This is a genomic window from Thermodesulfomicrobium thermophilum DSM 16697 (assembly GCF_059568695.1).
Window position 1 is genome coordinate 37,862 of record NZ_JCANTW010000012.1, and the last position, 17,869, is coordinate 55,730.

General features: G+C 62.7%; 18 protein-coding genes. 16 read left to right on the plus strand and 2 right to left on the minus strand.

Annotated features, from left to right (window positions below):
* Nucleotides 1-32: 32 nt before the first annotated feature.
* The 16 genes from BR00_RS03790 (at nucleotide 33) to secA (ending at nucleotide 14,525) form a co-directional block, all read left to right on the plus strand.
* Nucleotides 33-1,415, plus strand: a complete 1,383-nt coding sequence (locus BR00_RS03790) for a sigma-54 interaction domain-containing protein (RefSeq protein WP_496476287.1) — start codon at nucleotides 33-35, stop codon at nucleotides 1,413-1,415.
* A gap of 17 nt (nucleotides 1,416-1,432) precedes the next feature.
* Nucleotides 1,433-2,620, plus strand: a complete 1,188-nt coding sequence (locus BR00_RS03795; RefSeq protein WP_496476288.1) for a pyridoxal phosphate-dependent aminotransferase — start codon at nucleotides 1,433-1,435, stop codon at nucleotides 2,618-2,620.
* A 79-nt stretch (nucleotides 2,621-2,699) separates the two neighbouring features.
* The gene (gene ffh / locus BR00_RS03800) at nucleotides 2,700-4,154 is read left to right on the plus strand and encodes a signal recognition particle protein (protein ID WP_496476289.1); all 1,455 of its coding nucleotides are present in this window, start codon (nucleotides 2,700-2,702) and stop codon (nucleotides 4,152-4,154) included.
* A gap of 32 nt (nucleotides 4,155-4,186) precedes the next feature.
* Nucleotides 4,187-4,432, plus strand: coding sequence for a 30S ribosomal protein S16 (gene rpsP / locus BR00_RS03805; RefSeq protein WP_496476290.1), 246 nt, complete (start codon nucleotides 4,187-4,189; stop codon nucleotides 4,430-4,432).
* 28 nt (nucleotides 4,433-4,460) lie between these two features.
* A complete protein-coding gene (locus BR00_RS03810) occupies nucleotides 4,461-4,694 on the plus strand; it encodes a KH domain-containing protein (protein WP_496476291.1) in 234 nt (77 codons plus the stop codon).
* A 1-nt stretch (nucleotide 4,695) separates the two neighbouring features.
* Nucleotides 4,696-5,232, plus strand: a complete 537-nt coding sequence (locus BR00_RS03815) for a ribosome maturation factor RimM (RefSeq protein WP_496476292.1) — start codon at nucleotides 4,696-4,698, stop codon at nucleotides 5,230-5,232.
* Between the two features lie 19 nt (nucleotides 5,233-5,251).
* On the plus strand, nucleotides 5,252-6,523 hold the full coding sequence (gene trmD, locus BR00_RS03820) for a tRNA (guanosine(37)-N1)-methyltransferase TrmD (protein WP_496476293.1): 1,272 nt from the start codon (nucleotides 5,252-5,254) through the stop codon (nucleotides 6,521-6,523).
* 48 nt (nucleotides 6,524-6,571) lie between these two features.
* Nucleotides 6,572-6,922: a 50S ribosomal protein L19 gene (gene rplS, locus BR00_RS03825; RefSeq protein WP_496476294.1), complete on the plus strand. Its 351-nt coding sequence runs from the start codon at nucleotides 6,572-6,574 to the stop codon at nucleotides 6,920-6,922.
* Nucleotides 6,923-6,937: 15 nt separating this feature from the next.
* The gene (gene rnhB, locus BR00_RS03830; protein ID WP_496476295.1) at nucleotides 6,938-7,546 is read left to right on the plus strand and encodes a ribonuclease HII; all 609 of its coding nucleotides are present in this window, start codon (nucleotides 6,938-6,940) and stop codon (nucleotides 7,544-7,546) included.
* On the plus strand, nucleotides 7,543-7,950 hold the full coding sequence (locus tag BR00_RS03835; RefSeq protein WP_496476296.1) for a YraN family protein: 408 nt from the start codon (nucleotides 7,543-7,545) through the stop codon (nucleotides 7,948-7,950). The genes rnhB and BR00_RS03835 overlap by 4 nt, the downstream gene beginning before the upstream one ends.
* Nucleotides 7,910-8,725, plus strand: a complete 816-nt coding sequence (rsmI, locus tag BR00_RS03840; RefSeq protein ID WP_496476297.1) for a 16S rRNA (cytidine(1402)-2'-O)-methyltransferase — start codon at nucleotides 7,910-7,912, stop codon at nucleotides 8,723-8,725. The genes BR00_RS03835 and rsmI overlap by 41 nt, the downstream gene beginning before the upstream one ends.
* Complete coding sequence (locus BR00_RS03845) at nucleotides 8,722-9,447, plus strand: PTS system mannose/fructose/sorbose family transporter subunit IID (protein WP_496476298.1); 726 nt, start codon at nucleotides 8,722-8,724, stop codon at nucleotides 9,445-9,447. Before rsmI ends, BR00_RS03845 begins: the two co-directional genes overlap by 4 nt.
* The gene (locus tag BR00_RS03850; protein ID WP_496476299.1) at nucleotides 9,444-9,728 is read left to right on the plus strand and encodes an HPr family phosphocarrier protein; all 285 of its coding nucleotides are present in this window, start codon (nucleotides 9,444-9,446) and stop codon (nucleotides 9,726-9,728) included. Before BR00_RS03845 ends, BR00_RS03850 begins: the two co-directional genes overlap by 4 nt.
* Nucleotides 9,728-11,503 carry a phosphoenolpyruvate--protein phosphotransferase gene (gene ptsP, locus BR00_RS03855; RefSeq protein WP_496476300.1) on the plus strand — a complete coding sequence of 592 codons (1,776 nt, stop codon included), beginning with the start codon at nucleotides 9,728-9,730 and terminating at the stop codon, nucleotides 11,501-11,503. Before BR00_RS03850 ends, ptsP begins: the two co-directional genes overlap by 1 nt.
* Nucleotides 11,500-11,961: an SsrA-binding protein SmpB gene (gene smpB / locus BR00_RS03860; protein WP_496476301.1), complete on the plus strand. Its 462-nt coding sequence runs from the start codon at nucleotides 11,500-11,502 to the stop codon at nucleotides 11,959-11,961. Before ptsP ends, smpB begins: the two co-directional genes overlap by 4 nt.
* Nucleotides 11,962-11,984: 23 nt before the next feature.
* Complete coding sequence (gene secA / locus BR00_RS03865) at nucleotides 11,985-14,525, plus strand: preprotein translocase subunit SecA (RefSeq protein WP_496476302.1); 2,541 nt, start codon at nucleotides 11,985-11,987, stop codon at nucleotides 14,523-14,525.
* Between the two features lie 107 nt (nucleotides 14,526-14,632).
* On the opposite strand, the gene BR00_RS03870 is transcribed toward secA, so the two are convergent.
* Together BR00_RS03870 and BR00_RS03875 are read right to left on the minus strand one after the other, a co-directional pair.
* The gene (locus BR00_RS03870; RefSeq protein WP_496476303.1) at nucleotides 14,633-15,862 is read right to left on the minus strand and encodes a YihY family inner membrane protein; all 1,230 of its coding nucleotides are present in this window, start codon (nucleotides 15,860-15,862) and stop codon (nucleotides 14,633-14,635) included.
* A 48-nt stretch (nucleotides 15,863-15,910) separates the two neighbouring features.
* Entirely contained in the window at nucleotides 15,911-17,860 is a 1,950-nt protein-coding gene (locus BR00_RS03875; protein WP_496476304.1) for an amylosucrase, read from the minus strand.
* Nucleotides 17,861-17,869: the final 9 nt, after the last annotated feature.

The window sequence follows — 17,869 nt, forward strand, 5'->3', positions numbered from 1 at the left end:
AGGGACTGGCAACTGGCTAGGAACTTGGGCCTATGGCAATGCGGCGTATCCTTTTTGTATGCCGGGCCCAGCACGTCTCGGGTCTGTACTCTGCCCTCAAGGAGCAGGGGGTGTCCGTAATCTTGGCCGAAGACATGTCCACGGTGACCAAGACCCTGGCGGCCCGTCAGGTGGCCCTTGCGGTGTGTGAGGTCGGCCTGCCGGGTCTCGCGGCCGCGGAGGTGGTCGCTGCGGCGGTGGACCACGAGGTGCCGGTGGTGGTGGTGGCCGAGCGGGGCAGCGCCGACGAAGTGCGCCAATATCTGGGCTTGGGTGCCCGGGACTATTGGCTGCTGCCGTTGCTTGCCGAAAAATTGCTGGCTGCATTGCCGGACTCGGAGCCGTCGCCGACGGGCGTTGCTGCGGGGAAGGCCTCCGGGGCGCCGGTGGTGGTGGGCTCGCATCCGGCCATGGGACGCATCCTGGCCTTGGCCCGTCAGGTGGCCCGGTCCAAGGCCACGGTGCTGGTGAGCGGAGAGTCGGGCACGGGCAAGGAAGTGCTCGCCCGCTACATCCATGCCCATTCCGGCCGCCAGGGGCCTTTTGTGGCGGTCAATTGCGCGGCCCTGCCCGAGCATCTTTTGGAAAGCGAGCTCTTTGGCCACGAAAAAGGGGCCTTTACCGGCGCCATCGCCCGCAAGCTGGGCAAATTCGAGCTCGCCTCCGGCGGCACGCTGCTTTTGGACGAGATCTCGGAGATGGATTTGGCCCTGCAAGCCAAACTCTTGCGCGCCCTGCAGGAGGGGGAGATCGACCGTGTGGGCGGAACGGAGTCCGTGGCTGTGGACACCCGGGTGATCGCCACCACCAACCGCAACCTGGAAGAGGCCGTGGCGCAGGGGCAGTTCCGTCAGGACCTTTTTTATCGCCTCAACGTGATCCCCCTGCGTCTTCCTCCGTTGCGGGAGCGCGGCGCGGATGTGCTCGAGCTTGCCCATTTTTTTGTGCGCCGTTTTGCCGGCTCCTACGGCTATCCCGCCACCCGCCTTTCTGCGGAGGCCGAAAATTGGCTGCGTTCCCACCAATGGCCGGGCAATGTGCGGGAACTGCAAAACCTCATGGAGCGGGCCGTGCTCTTGGCTGCAGGCGGGGCCATCGGCGTGGGGCATTTTTTGCTCGACAACGCTGCCGTGGAAGACTTGCCGGCCATGGAGGGGGAAGCAGCGGCGGACCCCTTGGAGACCGCGCCTAGCGGGAGCGCTGCGGACGAGTCCGAGATCATCCCCTTGGAGGAGATGGAGCGTCGCTTGATCTTGAAGAGCCTGCGCTCTACCGGGGGAAATCGCACCAAGGCGTCGGAGCTTCTTGGAATTTCCGTGCGCACCCTGCGCAACAAGCTCAATGAATATCGGCTTCAGGGCATTGCGGTGCCGTGAGGCGTCTGGGAGGTTGCATGCTCGCTCACGCAGTAGAAGGGTACTTGGCCCGTTCGTCGTGGATTCGCCGCATGTTTGAGACCGGGATCGAACTCAAGCGGCGCTATGGTGCGGATGCGGTGCAGGATTTGAGCCTGGGCAACCCCGACCTCGCGCCGCCCGCGGTGGTGGCCGATGCCTTGCGGGATTTGGCGGACCGTGCCGCCGAGCCCTTTGCCTTTGGGTATATGCCCAACGCCGGGTATCCGGAGCTTCGGGCCGCCTTGGCCGAGGCGTTGTGCGCCGAGCAGGGCGTGGACTTGTCTGCAAACCACGTGCTGGTCACGTGCGGTGCGGCCGGGGCCATCAACGTGGTGCTGCGGGCGGTGCTCAACCCGGGGGACGAGGTCCTCGCCATCGCCCCGTACTTCGTGGAATATGGCTTCTACGCCGAAAATCATGGCGGACGTTTGGTGGCGGTGCCGGCCCGCACTCCGGACTTCGGTTTGGACCTCGCCGCGGTGGAGGCCGCCATTTCGGCGCGTACCCGCTGCGTGATCCTCAATTCGCCCAACAACCCCACGGGTCGGGTATATTCCGCCGAGGAACTGGCGGCATTGGGAGCACTCTTGGCGCGGGCCGAGGCGCGTCTTGGCCGCCCCATTCTGATCATCGCGGATGAACCGTATCGGTTCCTCACGTACGATGGGGTGCGCGTGCCGTCGGTCATGGCGGCGCATCCGCATAGTGTCGTGGTGAGCTCGTTTTCCAAGAGCTTGGGCCTGGCGGGTGAGCGGCTGGGATACGCTGCCGTGAATCCGACTATGCCCGAGGCGGACGACTTGATGAACGGCATGGTCCTTGCCAATCGTATTTTGGGATTTGTCAACGCTCCGGCCGTGGGGCAGCGCATCCTCATGAAGGCCTTGGGCCATCAGGTGGATACGGCGGTGTATGTGCGTCGGCGCACCGCCATGATGCGGCTTTTGGACGAGGCTGGGATCCGGTACATGCCGCCGCAGGGGGCCTTTTACTTTTTCCCCGAAGCCCCGGGGGGCGATGACGAGGCCTTTGTGCGGATCTTGCAGGAAGAGCGTATCCTGGCGGTGCCGGGACGGGGCTTCGGCATGCCGGGCTATTTTCGTTTGGCGTTTTGCGTCGATGAAGCCGTGATCGAGCGCTCCCGCGATGGTATGATCCGCGCCGTGGCCCGCGCGCAGGGCTGAGATGTCCTACAACACTCTTTCTTGACGCATAGGCGCTCTGTGTCTATGCGAGTCTCCCTTTTTGCCTGACGGGAGTGTCATGTTCGAGAGTCTGTCCGATCGATTGGAGTCGGTATTCAAGAAATTGCGCGGCCACGGCCGTCTGGATGAGAAAAACATCCAGGAGGGGCTGCGGGAGGTGCGCCTTGCCCTTTTGGAGGCGGACGTCCATTTTGACGTGGTGCGCGGTTTCGTGGACCGGGTACGGCAGCGCGCCTTGGGTCAGGAGGTCCAGGGCAGCCTCACCCCGGGCCAGCAGGTCATCAAGATCGTCCATGAGGAGCTCATCGCGCTTTTGGGGGGCGAACACGAAGGGCTCGCATTTGCGGGCAAGCCTCCGCATGCGGTGATGATGGTGGGCCTGCAGGGTTCGGGCAAGACCACGTCGGCCGCCAAGCTGGCCTTGTTTTTGCGTCGGCGCAAGATGAGCCCGTATCTGGTCCCTGCGGACGTCTACCGTCCGGCGGCCATCGATCAGCTCCGCAAATTGGGGGCGGAGTTGGGGGTGCCGGTGTTCGCTTCCACGGTGGAAATGAATCCCGTGGATATCTGCCGCCAGGGTTTGGCCGAGGCCGCCCGCTTGGGGCACTCGGTGGTGATCTTCGATACCGCGGGCCGGCTGCACGTGGATGAAGCCCTCATGAACGAGCTGGTGGCCATCAAAGAGGCCTGCGCGCCCCAGGAGATCCTGTTCGTGGCCGACGCCATGACCGGGCAGGATGCGGTCACCGTGGCCCAGGCCTTTGACGCCACCCTGGACATCACGGGCGTGGTGCTCACCAAGATGGATGGCGACGCCCGTGGCGGTGCCGCCCTGTCCATCAAGTCCATCACGGGCAAGCCGCTGAAATTCGTAGGCACTGGCGAGCGGCCCAGTGAGTTCGAGGTGTTCTACCCGGACCGGATCGCGTCGCGCATCCTGGGCATGGGGGACGTGCTCACGCTCATCGAGAAGGCCCAGAGCACCATCGATGCCAAGGAGGCCGAGCGCATCCAGGACCGCATGCGCAAGGCGGAGTTCGACTTCGAAGATTTCCGCACGCAGATGCGTCGCATTCGCAAGCTGGGCTCCATTGAGGGGCTGTTGGCCTTGATCCCCGGCATGGGGAAGCTGCGCAAACAGCTCCAGGACGTGCGTCTGCCGGACAAGGAAATGGCCAAAGTGGAGGCCATGATCAACGCCATGACCGTGGCCGAGCGCCGCAATCCCAAGATGATCGATGTCAGCCGCCGCCAGCGCATCGCCCGGGGAAGCGGCGTCACGGTGGCGGACGTCAATGCGCTGATCAAAAATTTTGAGCAGATGCGTGGCCTCATGCAGCAGATGCTCCAAGGCAAGATGCCGACGGCTCCAGGCGGGGCCGCGCCCGGGATGCCGACAATGCCCGGGATGCCGGGGCTCCCTGGGGCAGGCGGAGGGCGCCGTAGCGCCGTGGATCGTGACAAGCTTCGGGAGAAGCGGAAAAAAGAGCGCAAGCAGCGCAAACGCAAGTAAGTATATCCTACTCATGTGACGAGGAGAAACCAATGGCTTTGAAGCTCCGTTTGACCCGTATGGGGTCCAAGAAGAAACCGTTTTATCGTGTGGTGGTCATGGAAGCGCAGTCCCGCCGGGATGGCCGTGCTTTGGCCTACGTGGGATACTACAACCCCATGACGGATCCGGCGGATGTGAAGCTGGATCTGGACGCCATCAAGACCTGGATGGAGCGCGGCGCCCAGCCCACGGACACAGTCCGCTCGCTGCTCAAGCGCGCTGGCGTGGCGGCGTAAACACGCCCGCAGGTGTGGGGAGGCCAGCATGCTCAAGGGACTCGTGGAGTTCATCGCCCAGTCGTTGGTGGATGCGCCCGATGCCGTGACCGTGACCGAAGTGGAAGGCGAGCAAACCACGGTCATTGAGTTGCGGGTGGCCAAGGAAGACTTGGGAAAGATCATCGGCAAGCAGGGACGGATGGCGCGCGCCATCCGTACGGTGCTGGCTGCGGCTTCCATGAAAGCCGGCAAACGCTGCGTGCTGGAGATTCTCGAGTAACGTGCCTGGTGGCCTGGAACTCGTGGAGTTGGGCCGGGTGGTGAAGGCGCACGGGTTGCGGGGAGAACTTCTCGTGGCCCCTCACGGCGGCTGCCTGAACGCCTTGCTCCGGCTTTCGCGTGTGTATCTACGCCGTCACGCGGCGAAGGCCAAGCCGTGGCCGGTGCTTTCGTGTCGAGCGCATTCCGGTCGGGTGCTCATGGCCGTGGACGGCCTGGATGGCCGGGACAAGGCAGACCCCTGGCGCGATGCGGCGGTGCTTGCGCGCGCCAGGGACGTGGCGGCTGCGGATCCGCAGCACTGGGGCGCCCTGGCATGGATCGGGGCACCGGTGGAGCTTTCCCAGGGGGAGATCTTGGGGGAACTGCGCTCCGTGGCCTTGGTGGCCGGCCAAGAGCTCTGGACAGTGGTTGGGGCGGACGGGAGCCGGTACGTCCTGCCTGCAGCGCTGCGGGTGCAGGCGGTAACCGATCGTTTGGTCATCGATCCCCCCGAAGGGCTCTTGGAACTCTGCCGTCAGGAAGACGGAGCCCTTTGAGGCCCGCGAAGGCGTTGGTATGCGTTTTACCCTCCTTACCCTTTTTCCGGAGTTTTTCGCCTCTCCTCTTGCCTGCGGGCTGTTGGGCCGGGCGGTGGAGCGAGGGCTGGTGCAGGTGGAGTTCCGCAATCCGCGGGACTATTCCCAGGACAAGCACCGCCACGTGGACGACCGGCCGTACGGCGGCGGCGCGGGAATGGTCATGACCGTGGACCCGGTGGCGCGCGCCCTCAAGGACGCCCCCAGCGCCCGGCGCATCCTCCTGGCCCCCAAGGGACGACCGCTTACCCAATCCATGGCGCGGGAACTTGCCCAGGAAGAAGACCTCGTGGTGATCTGTGGCCGTTACGAGGGTATCGACGCCCGACTGGAAGCACTATTCCCCATGGAGGCCGTTTCGGTGGGGGATGTGGTCTTGAATGGCGGCGAGAGTGCGGCCTTGTGTCTCATGGAGGCGGTCTCGCGGTTGGTGCCGGATTTCTTGGGCAAGGAAGAGAGTGCGGAAGAAGAGAGCTTCAGCGCCGGCCTGCTGGAGTATCCGCACTACACCCGCCCGGAGAGCTATGCTGGGCTGCAGGTCCCGGAGGTGTTGCTCTCTGGGGATCACGCCCGTATCCGCGCTTGGCGGCGGGAACAGAGTCTGCGCCAGACGCTTGAACTGCGGCCGGATCTGTTGAATACGGCCGAACTTGATACCGCAGACTACAAGTTGTTGCGCGCCATGTCCCGGCCGCGCTTGGGGCGGAATCTCTTTGTCGCCTTGGTGCATTATCCGGTGTTGGACAAAAAGGGGCGCACCATCGCCACCTCTTTGACAAACCTGGACCTCCACGATATTGCCCGCCTTTCCCGTACCTACGGGCTGGGGGGCTATTGGGTCTGCACCCCCGTGGAGGACCAGCAAGCCCTGGCGCGGACGCTGTTGTCGCATTGGCGAGACGGAGAGGGCGCCGCGGCCAATCCATGCCGTCGCGAGGCACTGAGCCTCGTGGACGTGGTTTCCTCACTGGAGGAGGCGGTGGCTGCGGTCCGTGTGCGTACAGGCCGGTCGCCCCGGATCGTGGTGACCTCTGCCCGGGAAGGTACGGCGACGGCATCAGAGGTGCGTCAATGGCTCAGCTCCATGCCGGTGCTCCTCGTGTTGGGCACCGGCCACGGCTTGGCCCCGGAGGTCCTCCAGCAGGCGCATGCCTGTCTGCGACCGGTGCGTTTTTTGGAAACGTACAATCATCTCTCGGTGCGCTCCGCAGCCGCCATCATGGTGGACCGGCTGGTGGGCGACCTGGGATAAGTCCCCTTCTTCGCACCGACGGAGAAGGAATTTTGAAGGAGAACCAGTATGGACATCATTCGCAACATTGAAAGCGAGCACCTGCGCGCCGATATCCCCTCGTTTCGTCCCGGCGATACGGTGAAGGTTCATACCCGCATCGTGGAAGGCGAGAAGGAGCGCATCCAGGTCTTCCAGGGCGTGGTGATTCGCTACAAGAAAGGCGCCACCGATGCCTCGTTTGTGGTGCGCAAGGTTTCCGACGGTGTGGGCGTGGAGCGCATTTTTCCGTTGCATGCTCCCTGCATCGACCGCATCGAAGTGGTCTCTCAGGGTGTGGTGCGCCGCAGCCGTCTCTTCTACCTGCGCAATCTGAAAGGTAAGGCCGCACGCATCAAGGCCAAGAAGGATTGGGAATAGGCTACGGGGGCACCGGTGGCCGAGCGTGAAGCCTCTGTCCTGGTGGCAGGGGTGGATGAGGCCGGACGGGGCTGTCTTGCGGGGCCCGTGGTGGCGGCCGCGGTGCTTGTGCCCGCACACTGGACCCTGCCGGGGCTTACGGATTCCAAGAAGCTTTCTTCGCGGCGCCGAGAGTTCTTTGCCCGCCAGATCAAGGCCCAGGCTGTGTCCTGGGCCTTGGGTTTTTCCTGGCCGCGGGAGATCGAGGCCGTCAACATCCTTCAGGCCACCTTGCGGGCCATGGCCCGGGCGGTGGAGGCATTGGCCTATCCTCCGGCGCGGGTGTTGGTGGACGGCAATCAGGTCTTTCCCGCTTCCGTGCCGGTGGAGGCCATCGTGGGGGGGGATGCGTCCGTGCCGGCCATCTCCGCGGCCTCGGTCTTGGCCAAGACTTTTCGGGACCGCCTTATGGAGGCCTTGGCGGAGCGCTATCCGGGCTATGGCTTGGAGCGCCACAAAGGCTACGGCACGGCCGAGCACCGGGCGGCCATCGCCCGCTTGGGGCCGAGTGCCCTGCACCGCCATACCTTTCGGGGGACGTTCCCGAACAGTACGCAGCTGCGTCTGCCCGGGGTCGGAGGATGACCTCCATATCTTCCCAGGAAATGGGGCGCTTGGGCGAAGAAGCCGCAGCCCGTTATCTTGAGGGGCTGGGGTGGCGGATTCGGGAGCGCAACTTCCGTGTGCCCGGCGGGGAGATCGACCTCATCTGTCAGGAAGCGGACACCATCGTCTTCGTGGAAGTGAAGACCCGCGCATCTACCCGCCGCGGCACGCCGGGTGAGGCCGTGACCCCGGTCAAGGCGGCGCGTCTGCTCCGGGCCGCGAGCGCATATCTTTTGCAGATCGGGGGCTGGGAGTTCCCGTGCCGGTTCGACTTGGTGGCCGTGGTCGGCACGCCCCCGCGATTTTCTTTGAGCCATTGCCGCCATATCGTGGAAGCATCATATGCTGTGGATCGTCTCCACTCCCCTTGGCAACCGTGGTGATCTCTCACCGCGGGCCCGGGAAACGTTGGCCGCGGCGCACTTCGTGCTTTGCGAGGACACCCGGCGCACCGGCCAACTCCTTGTCCGCTGCGGGGTGGCGGCGCGGGAACTGGTGAGCTTGCATGAGCACAACGAGCGCCAGCGCCTGCCCTCCGTTCTTGCCCGGCTGCAGGCGGGCGAGGATGCAGCCCTGGTTTCCGACGCCGGGACTCCTCTTGTGGCGGATCCCGGTTATCGTTTGGTGGCGGCGTGCTGGCAGGCGGGCGTTGCCGTGTCGCCGGTGCCGGGCCCGTGTGCGGCGCTGGCTGCGCTCACGGCCAGCGGTCTTCCTCCCTATCCTTTTGCTTTTTTGGGGTTTTTGCCGCGAAAGCCCGGCGACGTGGCCGCCGTCCTGGCCCCCTACGCCGGTATGTCGCTGACATTGGTGTGGTACGAGCGCAAAAATCGTGTCCCCGCCTCGCTCCGGATCGCGCACCAGGTGTTGGGAGAGAGATCCTTTTGTGTGGCCCGGGAATTGACCAAGGTGCACGAGACCTTTATCCATGGCCGGCTTGGCCAGGACATGTCGGATCTCCCCGAGCTTTTGGGTGAGGTGACGGTGGTGGTGGGCCCTCCGGAAGGAACGCCCACGGCCTGGGATGCGTCGCGGGTGGCTGCGGAGGCAGCGGCCCTGGCGGCTGAAGGACTGCCTCCTCGGGAAGTCGCCCGCCGGGTGGCCCGGGCTTCCGGATGGCCTGCCAAAGCGGTGTACCGGATGCTGGTGGAGGAGGTGTGATCCCCAAGAGTCTGTTGTGGCGGACCTTCTGGCGCACGTATTTGGTGGGCGCGGTATACACCATGCGGGGGCTGCAGAACGTGGGGATGGTGTTTATCCTCCATCCTGTCCTCTGCGCGTTGTATGCCCATGACCCTGCAGCGCTGCAGCGGGCCCGGCATCGGTACTTGGGGCTGTACAATACGCATCCGTGCTGGACTCCCGCCCTGGCAGGATTGTTTCTTTCCTTGGAGGAACGTATCGCTCGAGGACTCCTTACGCCGCAGGCCTTGACCACGGTGCGCTCGACGGTGGTCTTCACCCTCTCGGGGTTGGGAGACGCCTTTTTCGGCGGCGGGGTGTTCGTGCTTTGGGCGCTTGTCCAATGTTTTTTGCTCGTGCGCGGGTTGTGGGCGTGGGCCGTCGTATGGACTGTGACGGCGCTGATCGCGGTGCAGGTCATGAAGGTGCTGACGTTTTTTCGGGCGTACTCTCGTGGGCTCGCCTTTCTTCAGGACCTCAAACGCTGGAATCTCATCAATTGGGCGCGGCATATCAAGGTGGTGTGTGCGGTGGCGTTGGCGGCGGTGTGGGCTGCGCTGGCAGCCCCTTTGGGGCCGTGGGCAGTACTGGTGCTGGGGGCCGGTGTAGGTGTGGCCGGAGTGCTCGCCCCGAGCGGTCCGTGGCGTTTGGTCGTACTGGCAGGAGTTGGCGTGGCGTGGATCGTGGGGCAGTGGGCATGACGCATGAAAATGGATCGTGGACGCGTGAGGTGCAGGTGGTCAACCCCTTGGGGATCCATGCCCGGCCGGCAGGGAAGATCTGTCAGACGGCGGGACGCTTCACCTCGCAGATATTTTTGGAGACCGAGGCCGGGGCGGTGGACGCCAAGTCCATTTTGGATATCCTCACGCTGGCGGCCCCCCGGGGCACGCGGGTGTGCATTCGAGCCCATGGGCCGGACGCCCAGGAAGCGGTGGAGGCCGTGGCGCAGCTTTTCGTGGACCGCTTTGGGGAGGAGTGATGGCGCGTCGAGTGCTCTATGGTATCCCGGTCGCTGCAGGCATTGCCGTTGGGCGGGCCCATTTTTTGGATCGGGATTGGTTTGCCCGCGCCTCGTACCATCCCATTGCCCCGGATGCCGTGGAGAAGGAGCAGGACCGTCTGCGCCAGGCCTTTGCCGCGGCGGCCTTGGACCTGGAGCGGGTTTTGGCCGCGGTGCCCGAAGATTTGCGCGATCACGCCGCCATGGTGGAAGCGCACCTGCTCTTGGTGCGCGACCGCAAGCTCCAAGAACAGGCCCTGGCGGCCATCGCCGCCCAGAAGATCAATGCCGAATGGGCCCTGGAGCGGGCCGTGGCCGCGGTGGAAGCCACGTTCACGGCCATCGAGGATGAGTACTTGCGCAGCCGCATGCAGGACATCCGCCAGGCGGCCGAGCGGGTGCTCGGGGTCTTGGTGGGACAGGCAGGGGCCGCTTCCATGACGCAGCGCGGGGTGCTCCTGGCCCGGGATTTGAGTCCTGCGGATCTGGTGGAGATCGATTTTGCCAAGGTCCTTGCCCTGGCCACGGCTTCCGGCGGCAAGACCTCGCATGTGGGGATCCTTGCCCGATCGCTGCAAATCCCGGCCGTGGTGGGTGTGGAAGGCCTCGACGGCACCTTGGCAGGGGAACTCATCATCCTCGATGGCTTCCACGGCCGGGTGCTCGTGGACCCTGATGAAGACGAACTTGCCCGCTCCACAGAACTGGCGGCGCGCTTCGACGATTATCAGGCCGTGGTGCTGCGCTCCTGCCATTTGCCGGCCCAGACGCGCGATGGGTTTCAGGTGCAGACCTTGGCCAACATCGAACTTTTCGAGGAAGTGGTGGCGGTACGCGACTTGGGGGCCGAGGGCATCGGTCTCTATCGCACCGAGTACACGTACATGAATCGGGAGACCCCTCCCAGCGAGGAGGAGCTCGCGGAGCAGTATTTGGATCTGGCGAGCATCATGGCTCCGCAAAAAGTGGTGATCCGCACCCTGGATGTGGGCGCGGACAAGCTTACGTCCGCTTTGAGCCACCGACGGGAGGCCAATCCCGCCTTGGGACTCCGGGCCATCCGCTATTGTTTGCGTCACCGGGAGGTGTTTCGCACGCAACTGCGGGCCATTTTGCGGGCCAGTGTGGTGGGCAATGTGCATCTGTTGCTGCCCATGGTCTCCGGCATCGAGGAATTGGTGGAAGTGAAGAAGTTCTACCGCGAAGTGCAGCGGGAGCTGGCGGCGGAAGGAGTGCCTTTCCGGGAGGACATGCCCTTTGGGATCATGATGGAGCTGCCCAGCGCCGTGATGACCGCCGACGTCCTCGCCCAGGAAGTGGATTTCTTCAGTATTGGGACGAATGATCTCATCCAGTACACCTTGGGTATCGACCGCACCAATAAAGATGTCTCCGCGTTGTACCAACCGCTCCATCCCGCCATTGTGCGGTCCATCAAATGGGTTGTGGACTCAGGACATCGCGCCGGAATCGATGTTTGCGTCTGTGGTGAGTTGGCGGCAGATCCATTTTGTGTCCCCGTGCTGTTGGGCATGCGGGTGGATGCCATCAGCCTCAACCCTCGTTCTATCCCGAGCATCAAGCGCCTGATCCGTCAGACCACCATGGAAGAATGCGACGCTCTGCTCAAGCAGGTCATGGCCAGCCAGTCGGTGATGCGCAGCAACCGTTTGGTGCGGGAGATGATCTACCGGCATGTTCCGGATGAACTTTTGTTTTCAGTCTCTCTGTTGGGCGAGGAGGTGGGGGGATGAGCGCCAAACCCCAGGGGATCAAGCTGGTGGCGGCCAACCGGAAGGCCCGGCATGAATACGAATTTTTGGATTTTGTGGAAGCCGGCCTGGTGCTTTCCGGGTCCGAGGTCAAATCGTTGCGCGAGGGACGGGTGAACCTGGGCGATGGATACGTGGTGTTCCACTCTGGTGAGGCATGGCTGACGGGGGTGCATATCTCTCCCTATCCCAATGCGGGGTATGCCCAGCACGATCCGGATCGGGCACGTAAGCTGCTCCTGCACCGCCGGGAGATCGCGAGCTTGGCCGCCAAGGTGGAGCAAAAGGGTCTCACCGTGGTCCCCACCAAAATGTATTTCAAAAACGGAAAAATCAAAGTGGAATTGGCGCTTTCCCGGGGCAAGCGCGTGCATGACCGCCGCGAGGAATTGCGGCGTCGGGCCGTCGCCCGTGACATGGAACGGGACTTTGTCCGCTAGCGCGCGTTCCTGCAAGGAGACCTATGTTTGGATTTTTGACCAAGAAACTCTTTGGCACCAAAAACGATCGGTATCTCAAGTCGCTGCGGCCCTTGGTGGCTGCGGTCAATGAGTGGGAGGCCAAAGTCGCCCCCTTGCCTGATGCGGCGTTTTGCCAGCGGATCGCGGAGCTGCGCGCCGAGGTGGCCCAGGGCCGGGATCTCGACAGCCTGCTCCCTGAGGTCTTTGCCCTCACCCGGGAGGCCGGCCGCCGGGTCTTGGGCATGCGCCATTTCGATGTCCAAATCATTGGCGGCATCACGCTCCACCGGGGCAAGATCGCGGAGATGAAGACCGGCGAGGGCAAGACCTTGGTGGCGACGTTGCCGGTGGTGCTCAATGCCCTCACCGGTCGCGGGGTGCACGTGGTGACGGTCAACGACTACCTGGCCCGCCGTGACGCCCAATGGATGGGACAGCTCTATCAGTTTTTGGGCCTGTCGGTGGGCGTCATCGTCCACGGCCTTTCCGACGAAGAGCGCAAGGCCGCTTACGCGGCGGACATCACATACGGCACCAACAACGAGTTCGGTTTCGACTACCTGCGCGACAACATGAAGTTCTACGCCGAACAACTGGTGCAGCGCGAGCTTCACTTCGCCATCGTGGACGAAGTGGACTCCATCCTCATCGACGAGGCCCGTACCCCGCTCATCATCTCCGGCCCTGGCGACAAACCCACCGAACTCTATGCCCGCATCGACGCCATTATTCCTCTGTTGACGCGAGATATCCATTTTAGCGTGGATGAAAAGGCCCGTACCGTGGCGCTCACCGACGAAGGCGTCGCCCGCTGCGAAGAAATATTGCAGGTGGACAACCTCTTTGACCCTGCGCACATCACCTTGCAGCATCATATTTTGCAGGCCTTGCGGGCGCATCACCTCTTTGTACGGGACGATCACTACATCGTCAAAGATGGAAAGGTCATCATCGTCGACGAATTCACGGGCCGACTCATGCCCGGACGCCGCTACAGTGACGGCCTGCATCAGGCTTTGGAAGCCAAGGAAAAGGTGTCCGTGGAGGCGGAAAACCAGACCTTGGCGTCCATTACGTTCCAGAACTATTTTCGTATGTACGAAAAGCTTGCGGGCATGACCGGTACTGCGGACACCGAGGCGGTGGAGTTCCAGCAGATCTACGGGTTGGAGGTGGTGGTCATCCCTCCCAACAAGCCCATGATCCGCATTGATCATCCCGACGTGGTCTACCGTACCCAGCGGGAGAAATATCTCGCCATCGTGGCGGAGATCGAGCGCTTGCACCGCAAGGGCCAGCCGGTTCTGGTGGGCACCACTTCCATCGAAAAATCGGAGATGCTCTCCGGGCTTCTCTCCAAGCGTCGCATCCCGCATGCGGTGCTCAATGCTAAGCAGCACGAAAAGGAGGCCGAGATCGTGGCCGAGGCCGGGCAGCGCGGTCGGGTGACCATTGCCACCAACATGGCGGGCCGCGGCACGGATATCGTGCTCGGCGAAGGGGTGCGTGAGCTGGGAGGGCTCTTCATCCTGGGCACGGAGCGTCACGAGAGCCGGCGCATCGACAACCAGTTGCGCGGCCGTGCCGGCCGTCAGGGCGATCCGGGTGAGAGCCGGTTCTACATCGCCTTGGACGATGCGCTCATGCGGCTCTTCGGCTCGGAGCGGATCTCCGGGCTCATGGAAAAACTTGGCATGACCGAGGGCGAATCCATCGAACATCCCCTCATTTCCCGCTCCATCGAAAACGCCCAGAAACGGGTGGAGGGGTACAACTTCGAGATCCGCAAGCAGCTCTTGGAATATGACGACGTCATGAACCAGCAGCGTGAGGTCATCTACTCGCTGCGTCGTGAGGTCATGACCGCCCCCCATTTGGACGATTTGCTTGCGGAGTTCCTCGACGACCTTTTGGATGCCCTGTATGAGCCGTGGGAAAACCGCCGCCGCGGCGACGACGAGGCGGAAATTCAGGCCCAGGTGGCGGCCAAGGTGGATGAGATTCTGGCCATCCGCCGGGCCATGCCTTTGGAGGACGGCGCGGATGCCCCCGAGACAGCGGTGTTCGTCCCCCGGGAGCAGGCGAAGGCCCTGGTGGAGCGTATTTTCGATGCGCACCGGCAGGCCGCGCCGGACCACTACCAGGAGATCGTGCGCTTCTTTGTTCTCGATACGCTGGACCGCGCCTGGAAGGAGCATCTGCTCCAGATGGATTACCTCAAGGAAGGCATCGGCCTGCGGGGCTACGCCCAGCGCGACCCCAAACAGGAGTACAAGCGCGAGGGCTTTGAGCTCTTCGAAGATATGCTCTTCCGCATCCGTGAAGGCTCGTTGCGGGCACTCACTCATCTGAAGGTGGAGGTCACGGTCCCGCAGGAACTGCGCCATGAAGAGACTCAGGCGGTGCAGTATCAGGCCCCGGGCGAGGAGGCCGACGCGCGGCCTCAGACCCAGCGCCGCGCTGAACCCAAAGTGGGGCGTAACGACCCCTGTCCGTGTGGCAGCGGCAAGAAATACAAGAAGTGCTGCGGCCAGGGGATGTAAGTTTGCATGCCTTTGGGGGAAGTCCTCTGCATCGTTTGTGGAGTTCAGGGCCGGGTTTTTCCCGGCCCTGCGTTTTTGCGTGCTGGGGAAACACCGGTTTTTTGCGGCTACGTGGAGGGCTCGCCTTCCTTGAGGGAAGCCGAGGGAGACATCCATTGCGGAAACGGGCGGTGCAGCGGGGCGAGGCCGCGGTCGATGACCTCCCCCATGGCGGCAGTGGCCGCAGTGGGGGCGTGGGCCTTCCAAGCGGTCGCGTCCACGGCAAAGACAGCGAAGACGTGGCCTGGAGTTATGGCGTGCGGGGCGATGCCGGGGACCCAGAGATTGTCTTGCGTGCGGTCGATCCACCCCAGAGAGCGCATTCGTTCGAGGATGGGCTCTGCGTGGTGCGGGGGGAGGTGCGCAGCGTTTCCAAGGTTGGCGACGCCTCGGCCATGATGGTGAGCGGCCCAAAGAGTCTCCAGCATGGCTACTGCGGCCATGGCTTGGCGTCCGGCAAAAGGCGGTAGGCTGGGGACCTCGGCGCTGGCTTCCTGAAAGGCTGCGGCGGCAATGGCGCCCGAGAGGATGAGTAACCACAGTGTGTAGAGCCAGAGCAGGAAGATGGGTACGGCGGCGATGGCGCCGTAGATGATGGTGTAGGAGGTCATGGAGGTGATGAACGTGGTGAAGCCGCGCTGGATGAGGGCAAAGGCGATGGTCACCACGAGCCCAGCCCCGGTGGCGATGCGGGCGCGCACGGGGTGGTTGGGCACGGCAAAGTAGAGAAAACTGAAAAAGAACCACAAGAGGGCAAAGGGGACGAAAACGGCCAACAGGTGTTCGGACCAGGCTGCGTTGCCCGCAAAGGCGGATGCCTTGCGTGCGAGCCCTCGCGCTGCGGCGATGCCGCCGCCAGTCATCAATGGGCCGGCGGTGAGCATAAACCAGTACAGCGTAATCCGCTGTATCCATCCGCGCGAGCGGCGGGCGTTCCATACGGCGTTGAAGACGTCTTCAATGGTGGCGAGCAGCATCACTGCAGTGACCATCAACATTCCGAGCCCGAAGGCGGTAAGGCGTCCGGCGTTGGTGGTGAAATCCTCGGTGTAGCGGGTGATGAGGGTTGCCGCGGTTTCTGGAAGTAGGTGTGCGGTGAGGAATTCGCGCAGTGCTTCTCCCAAGGGTGCAAATGCTGGAACATTGCGTAAAAAAAGCAGCATCATTGTGGCCAATGGCACCATGGCGAGGAGCGTGGTAAAGGCAAGTCCTCCGGCCACGCGTCCGCAGTTGGTGGCCGCGAAACGTTCGGCAAAGCGTTGGAGGAAAGCCCGGGCCAAAAGGGTGGGGGCGCTCATGGGACCTCCTGGGGAAGCGTATCGAGGCGAGTGGGTATCGTTGTGGGGCTACGCCACCAGCCAATAGCACGTGAGCGCGGGAATGCTGACGTGGTGCTCGCCTGCCGTGATTGTTTGGTTGCTGCAGACATCCTTCATCGTTCCGGCATGGAAAAATCCATAGTGCTGCAGTGGCGCCAGAGGCAAGGATTGGTCAGCGTCATTGAAATTGGCCACGACGAGCACCTGGTTGCGGCTGCATTGGGGGTCGGTGCGGGAAAAGGCGAGCACGTATGGGTTGTCCAGCTGGAGAAGCTGGCGGTTGTCAACGTCGGCGAAGGCGGGGAGTTTTTTGCGCAGGGCGATGAGGTGCTTGAGGGCGGAGAAGATGCGGTGCTCTACGGTGCCGGTTTGGTGCCGCCGTGCGGCTTTGTCCCAGTCGAAGACCGAACGATGGGCCCAGCGGCTGTCCTGGGCCTTGGAGGAATCGGCGAGGTATTCCAGATTGTTGAGCGTGCCGATGGCGTCGCCGTAGTAGAGCAGCGGAATGCCGCCAAAGGAAAGGATGATGCTATGCAGGAGCACGATGGTCCTGATGGCGGTCTCGACGGCGGCTTCGTCCCCTGCGGCTTGAGCGGCCTCCAGTCCCACGAGGGAGGCTAACGTTCCGGAGATACGCGTATCCCCGGTCTTGGTATTTTCGCCGAAGGGGAGCCCTCGGGCATTGGAGGTGGGGTAGCGGCCCGTGAACCACTCGATGAGGAAGTGTCGGTGGGCTGCGGGCTCGTAGCCTACGGCCCGGATGTCGGCGTCGTCGAAACCGAGGCCGATGTCATCGTGGCAGCGGATGTAGTTGAGCCAGGTGGCCCGTTCGAGTTTATGGGGCAGACTGGCGATGCCTTGCTTGAGCAAGCGTGCGTTCTTGGTGGCCACGGTGTCCCAAAGCAGGGCCATGAGCGTGGCGTTGTAGGCGATCTCGCACTCCTTGGCGTTGATGGCGTCTTCACCAAAGTACTTGGCAATCTCACTGGGGGCCACGATGGCCTCGGCGATAAAGAGCACCCCCGGCGCAGCGACCTGGCAGCAGTCCTTCATGAGCTGGAGGATCAGGTGGGCTTCCCGCTCGTTTTGGCAGCGCGTGCCGAGTTTTTTCCACAAAAAGGCCACGGCATCGAGTCGGAGGATATCTGCCCCGCGGTTGGCCCAGAAGAGAAGGATGTCCACCATCTCAATAAAGACCGATGGGTTATGGTAATTGAGGTCCCACTGGTAGGTGTTGAAAACCGTCATGACCCATTTGCCCATCTCCTCGCACCAGGTGAAATTTCCGGGTGCGGTTTCTGGAAAGATTTCTGGCATGGTTTCTTCGAATTGGTCCGGGATTTCCCGGGAGTCGAAGACGTAATAGTAGTCCTGGTAGACGGGGTCCCCGCTGCGGGCTTTTTGGGCCCAGACATGTTCATCGGAGGTGTGATTGACCACCACGTCGAGGACCAGCAGCATTTCCCGCTTGTGCAGACGTTGGGCAAGGTTTTCCACGTCCTCGATGGTCCCAAGATCCGGGGCGATACGGTAGAAGTCCCGCACCGCATATCCGCCGTCGCTTTTGTCTGGGGGGCAATCGAGCATGGGCATGACATGGAGGATATTGATCCCAAGTTCCTGGAAATAAGGAATATTTTTCTGAAGGCCTTGGATGTTTTTGGCAAATCGATCACAATAGAGGGTCATGGCCACCCATTTTTGATCGAGAAACCAGTTGTAATGCTTTTCTCGGTAGAGGTCAGTCCTTTTGAGTTCTGGCCTGCGCTCGCGATATCGTTGCGCCATGATTTGGACGAGCTTGGTCATTTGCTTGGCAAAGTCGTCTCGTTGTCCGTAGAGCAACTTGAATAAAGAATAGATGGAATAGAAATTGGCGCCAAGGCGGGTGTAGAAGTGGCGCATGGAGACGCCATTTTGGATATGAAGTTCTGCAAGGATGTCATTGAGAAGGGCATGGGAAATTTGTTCGTACATATGGGTTCC

What these genes read in the sequence shown, in the direction of transcription:
- BR00_RS03790 (WP_496476287.1), top strand. Translation starts at nt 33, where the DNA reads ATGGCAATGCGGCGTATCCTTTTTGTATGCCGGGCCCAGCACGTCTCG.
- BR00_RS03795 (WP_496476288.1), top strand. Translation starts at nt 1,433, where the DNA reads ATGCTCGCTCACGCAGTAGAAGGGTACTTGGCCCGTTCGTCGTGGATT.
- ffh (WP_496476289.1), top strand. Translation starts at nt 2,700, where the DNA reads ATGTTCGAGAGTCTGTCCGATCGATTGGAGTCGGTATTCAAGAAATTG.
- rpsP (WP_496476290.1), top strand. Translation starts at nt 4,187, where the DNA reads ATGGCTTTGAAGCTCCGTTTGACCCGTATGGGGTCCAAGAAGAAACCG.
- BR00_RS03810 (WP_496476291.1), top strand. Translation starts at nt 4,461, where the DNA reads ATGCTCAAGGGACTCGTGGAGTTCATCGCCCAGTCGTTGGTGGATGCG.
- trmD (WP_496476293.1), top strand. Translation starts at nt 5,252, where the DNA reads ATGCGTTTTACCCTCCTTACCCTTTTTCCGGAGTTTTTCGCCTCTCCT.
- rplS (WP_496476294.1), top strand. Translation starts at nt 6,572, where the DNA reads ATGGACATCATTCGCAACATTGAAAGCGAGCACCTGCGCGCCGATATC.
- BR00_RS03835 (WP_496476296.1), top strand. Translation starts at nt 7,543, where the DNA reads ATGACCTCCATATCTTCCCAGGAAATGGGGCGCTTGGGCGAAGAAGCC.
- rsmI (WP_496476297.1), top strand. Translation starts at nt 7,910, where the DNA reads ATGCTGTGGATCGTCTCCACTCCCCTTGGCAACCGTGGTGATCTCTCA.
- BR00_RS03850 (WP_496476299.1), top strand. Translation starts at nt 9,444, where the DNA reads ATGACGCATGAAAATGGATCGTGGACGCGTGAGGTGCAGGTGGTCAAC.
- ptsP (WP_496476300.1), top strand. Translation starts at nt 9,728, where the DNA reads ATGGCGCGTCGAGTGCTCTATGGTATCCCGGTCGCTGCAGGCATTGCC.
- smpB (WP_496476301.1), top strand. Translation starts at nt 11,500, where the DNA reads ATGAGCGCCAAACCCCAGGGGATCAAGCTGGTGGCGGCCAACCGGAAG.
- secA (WP_496476302.1), top strand. Translation starts at nt 11,985, where the DNA reads ATGTTTGGATTTTTGACCAAGAAACTCTTTGGCACCAAAAACGATCGG.
- BR00_RS03870 (WP_496476303.1), bottom strand. Translation starts at nt 15,862, where the DNA reads ATGAGCGCCCCCACCCTTTTGGCCCGGGCTTTCCTCCAACGCTTTGCC.
- BR00_RS03875 (WP_496476304.1), bottom strand. Translation starts at nt 17,860, where the DNA reads ATGTACGAACAAATTTCCCATGCCCTTCTCAATGACATCCTTGCAGAA.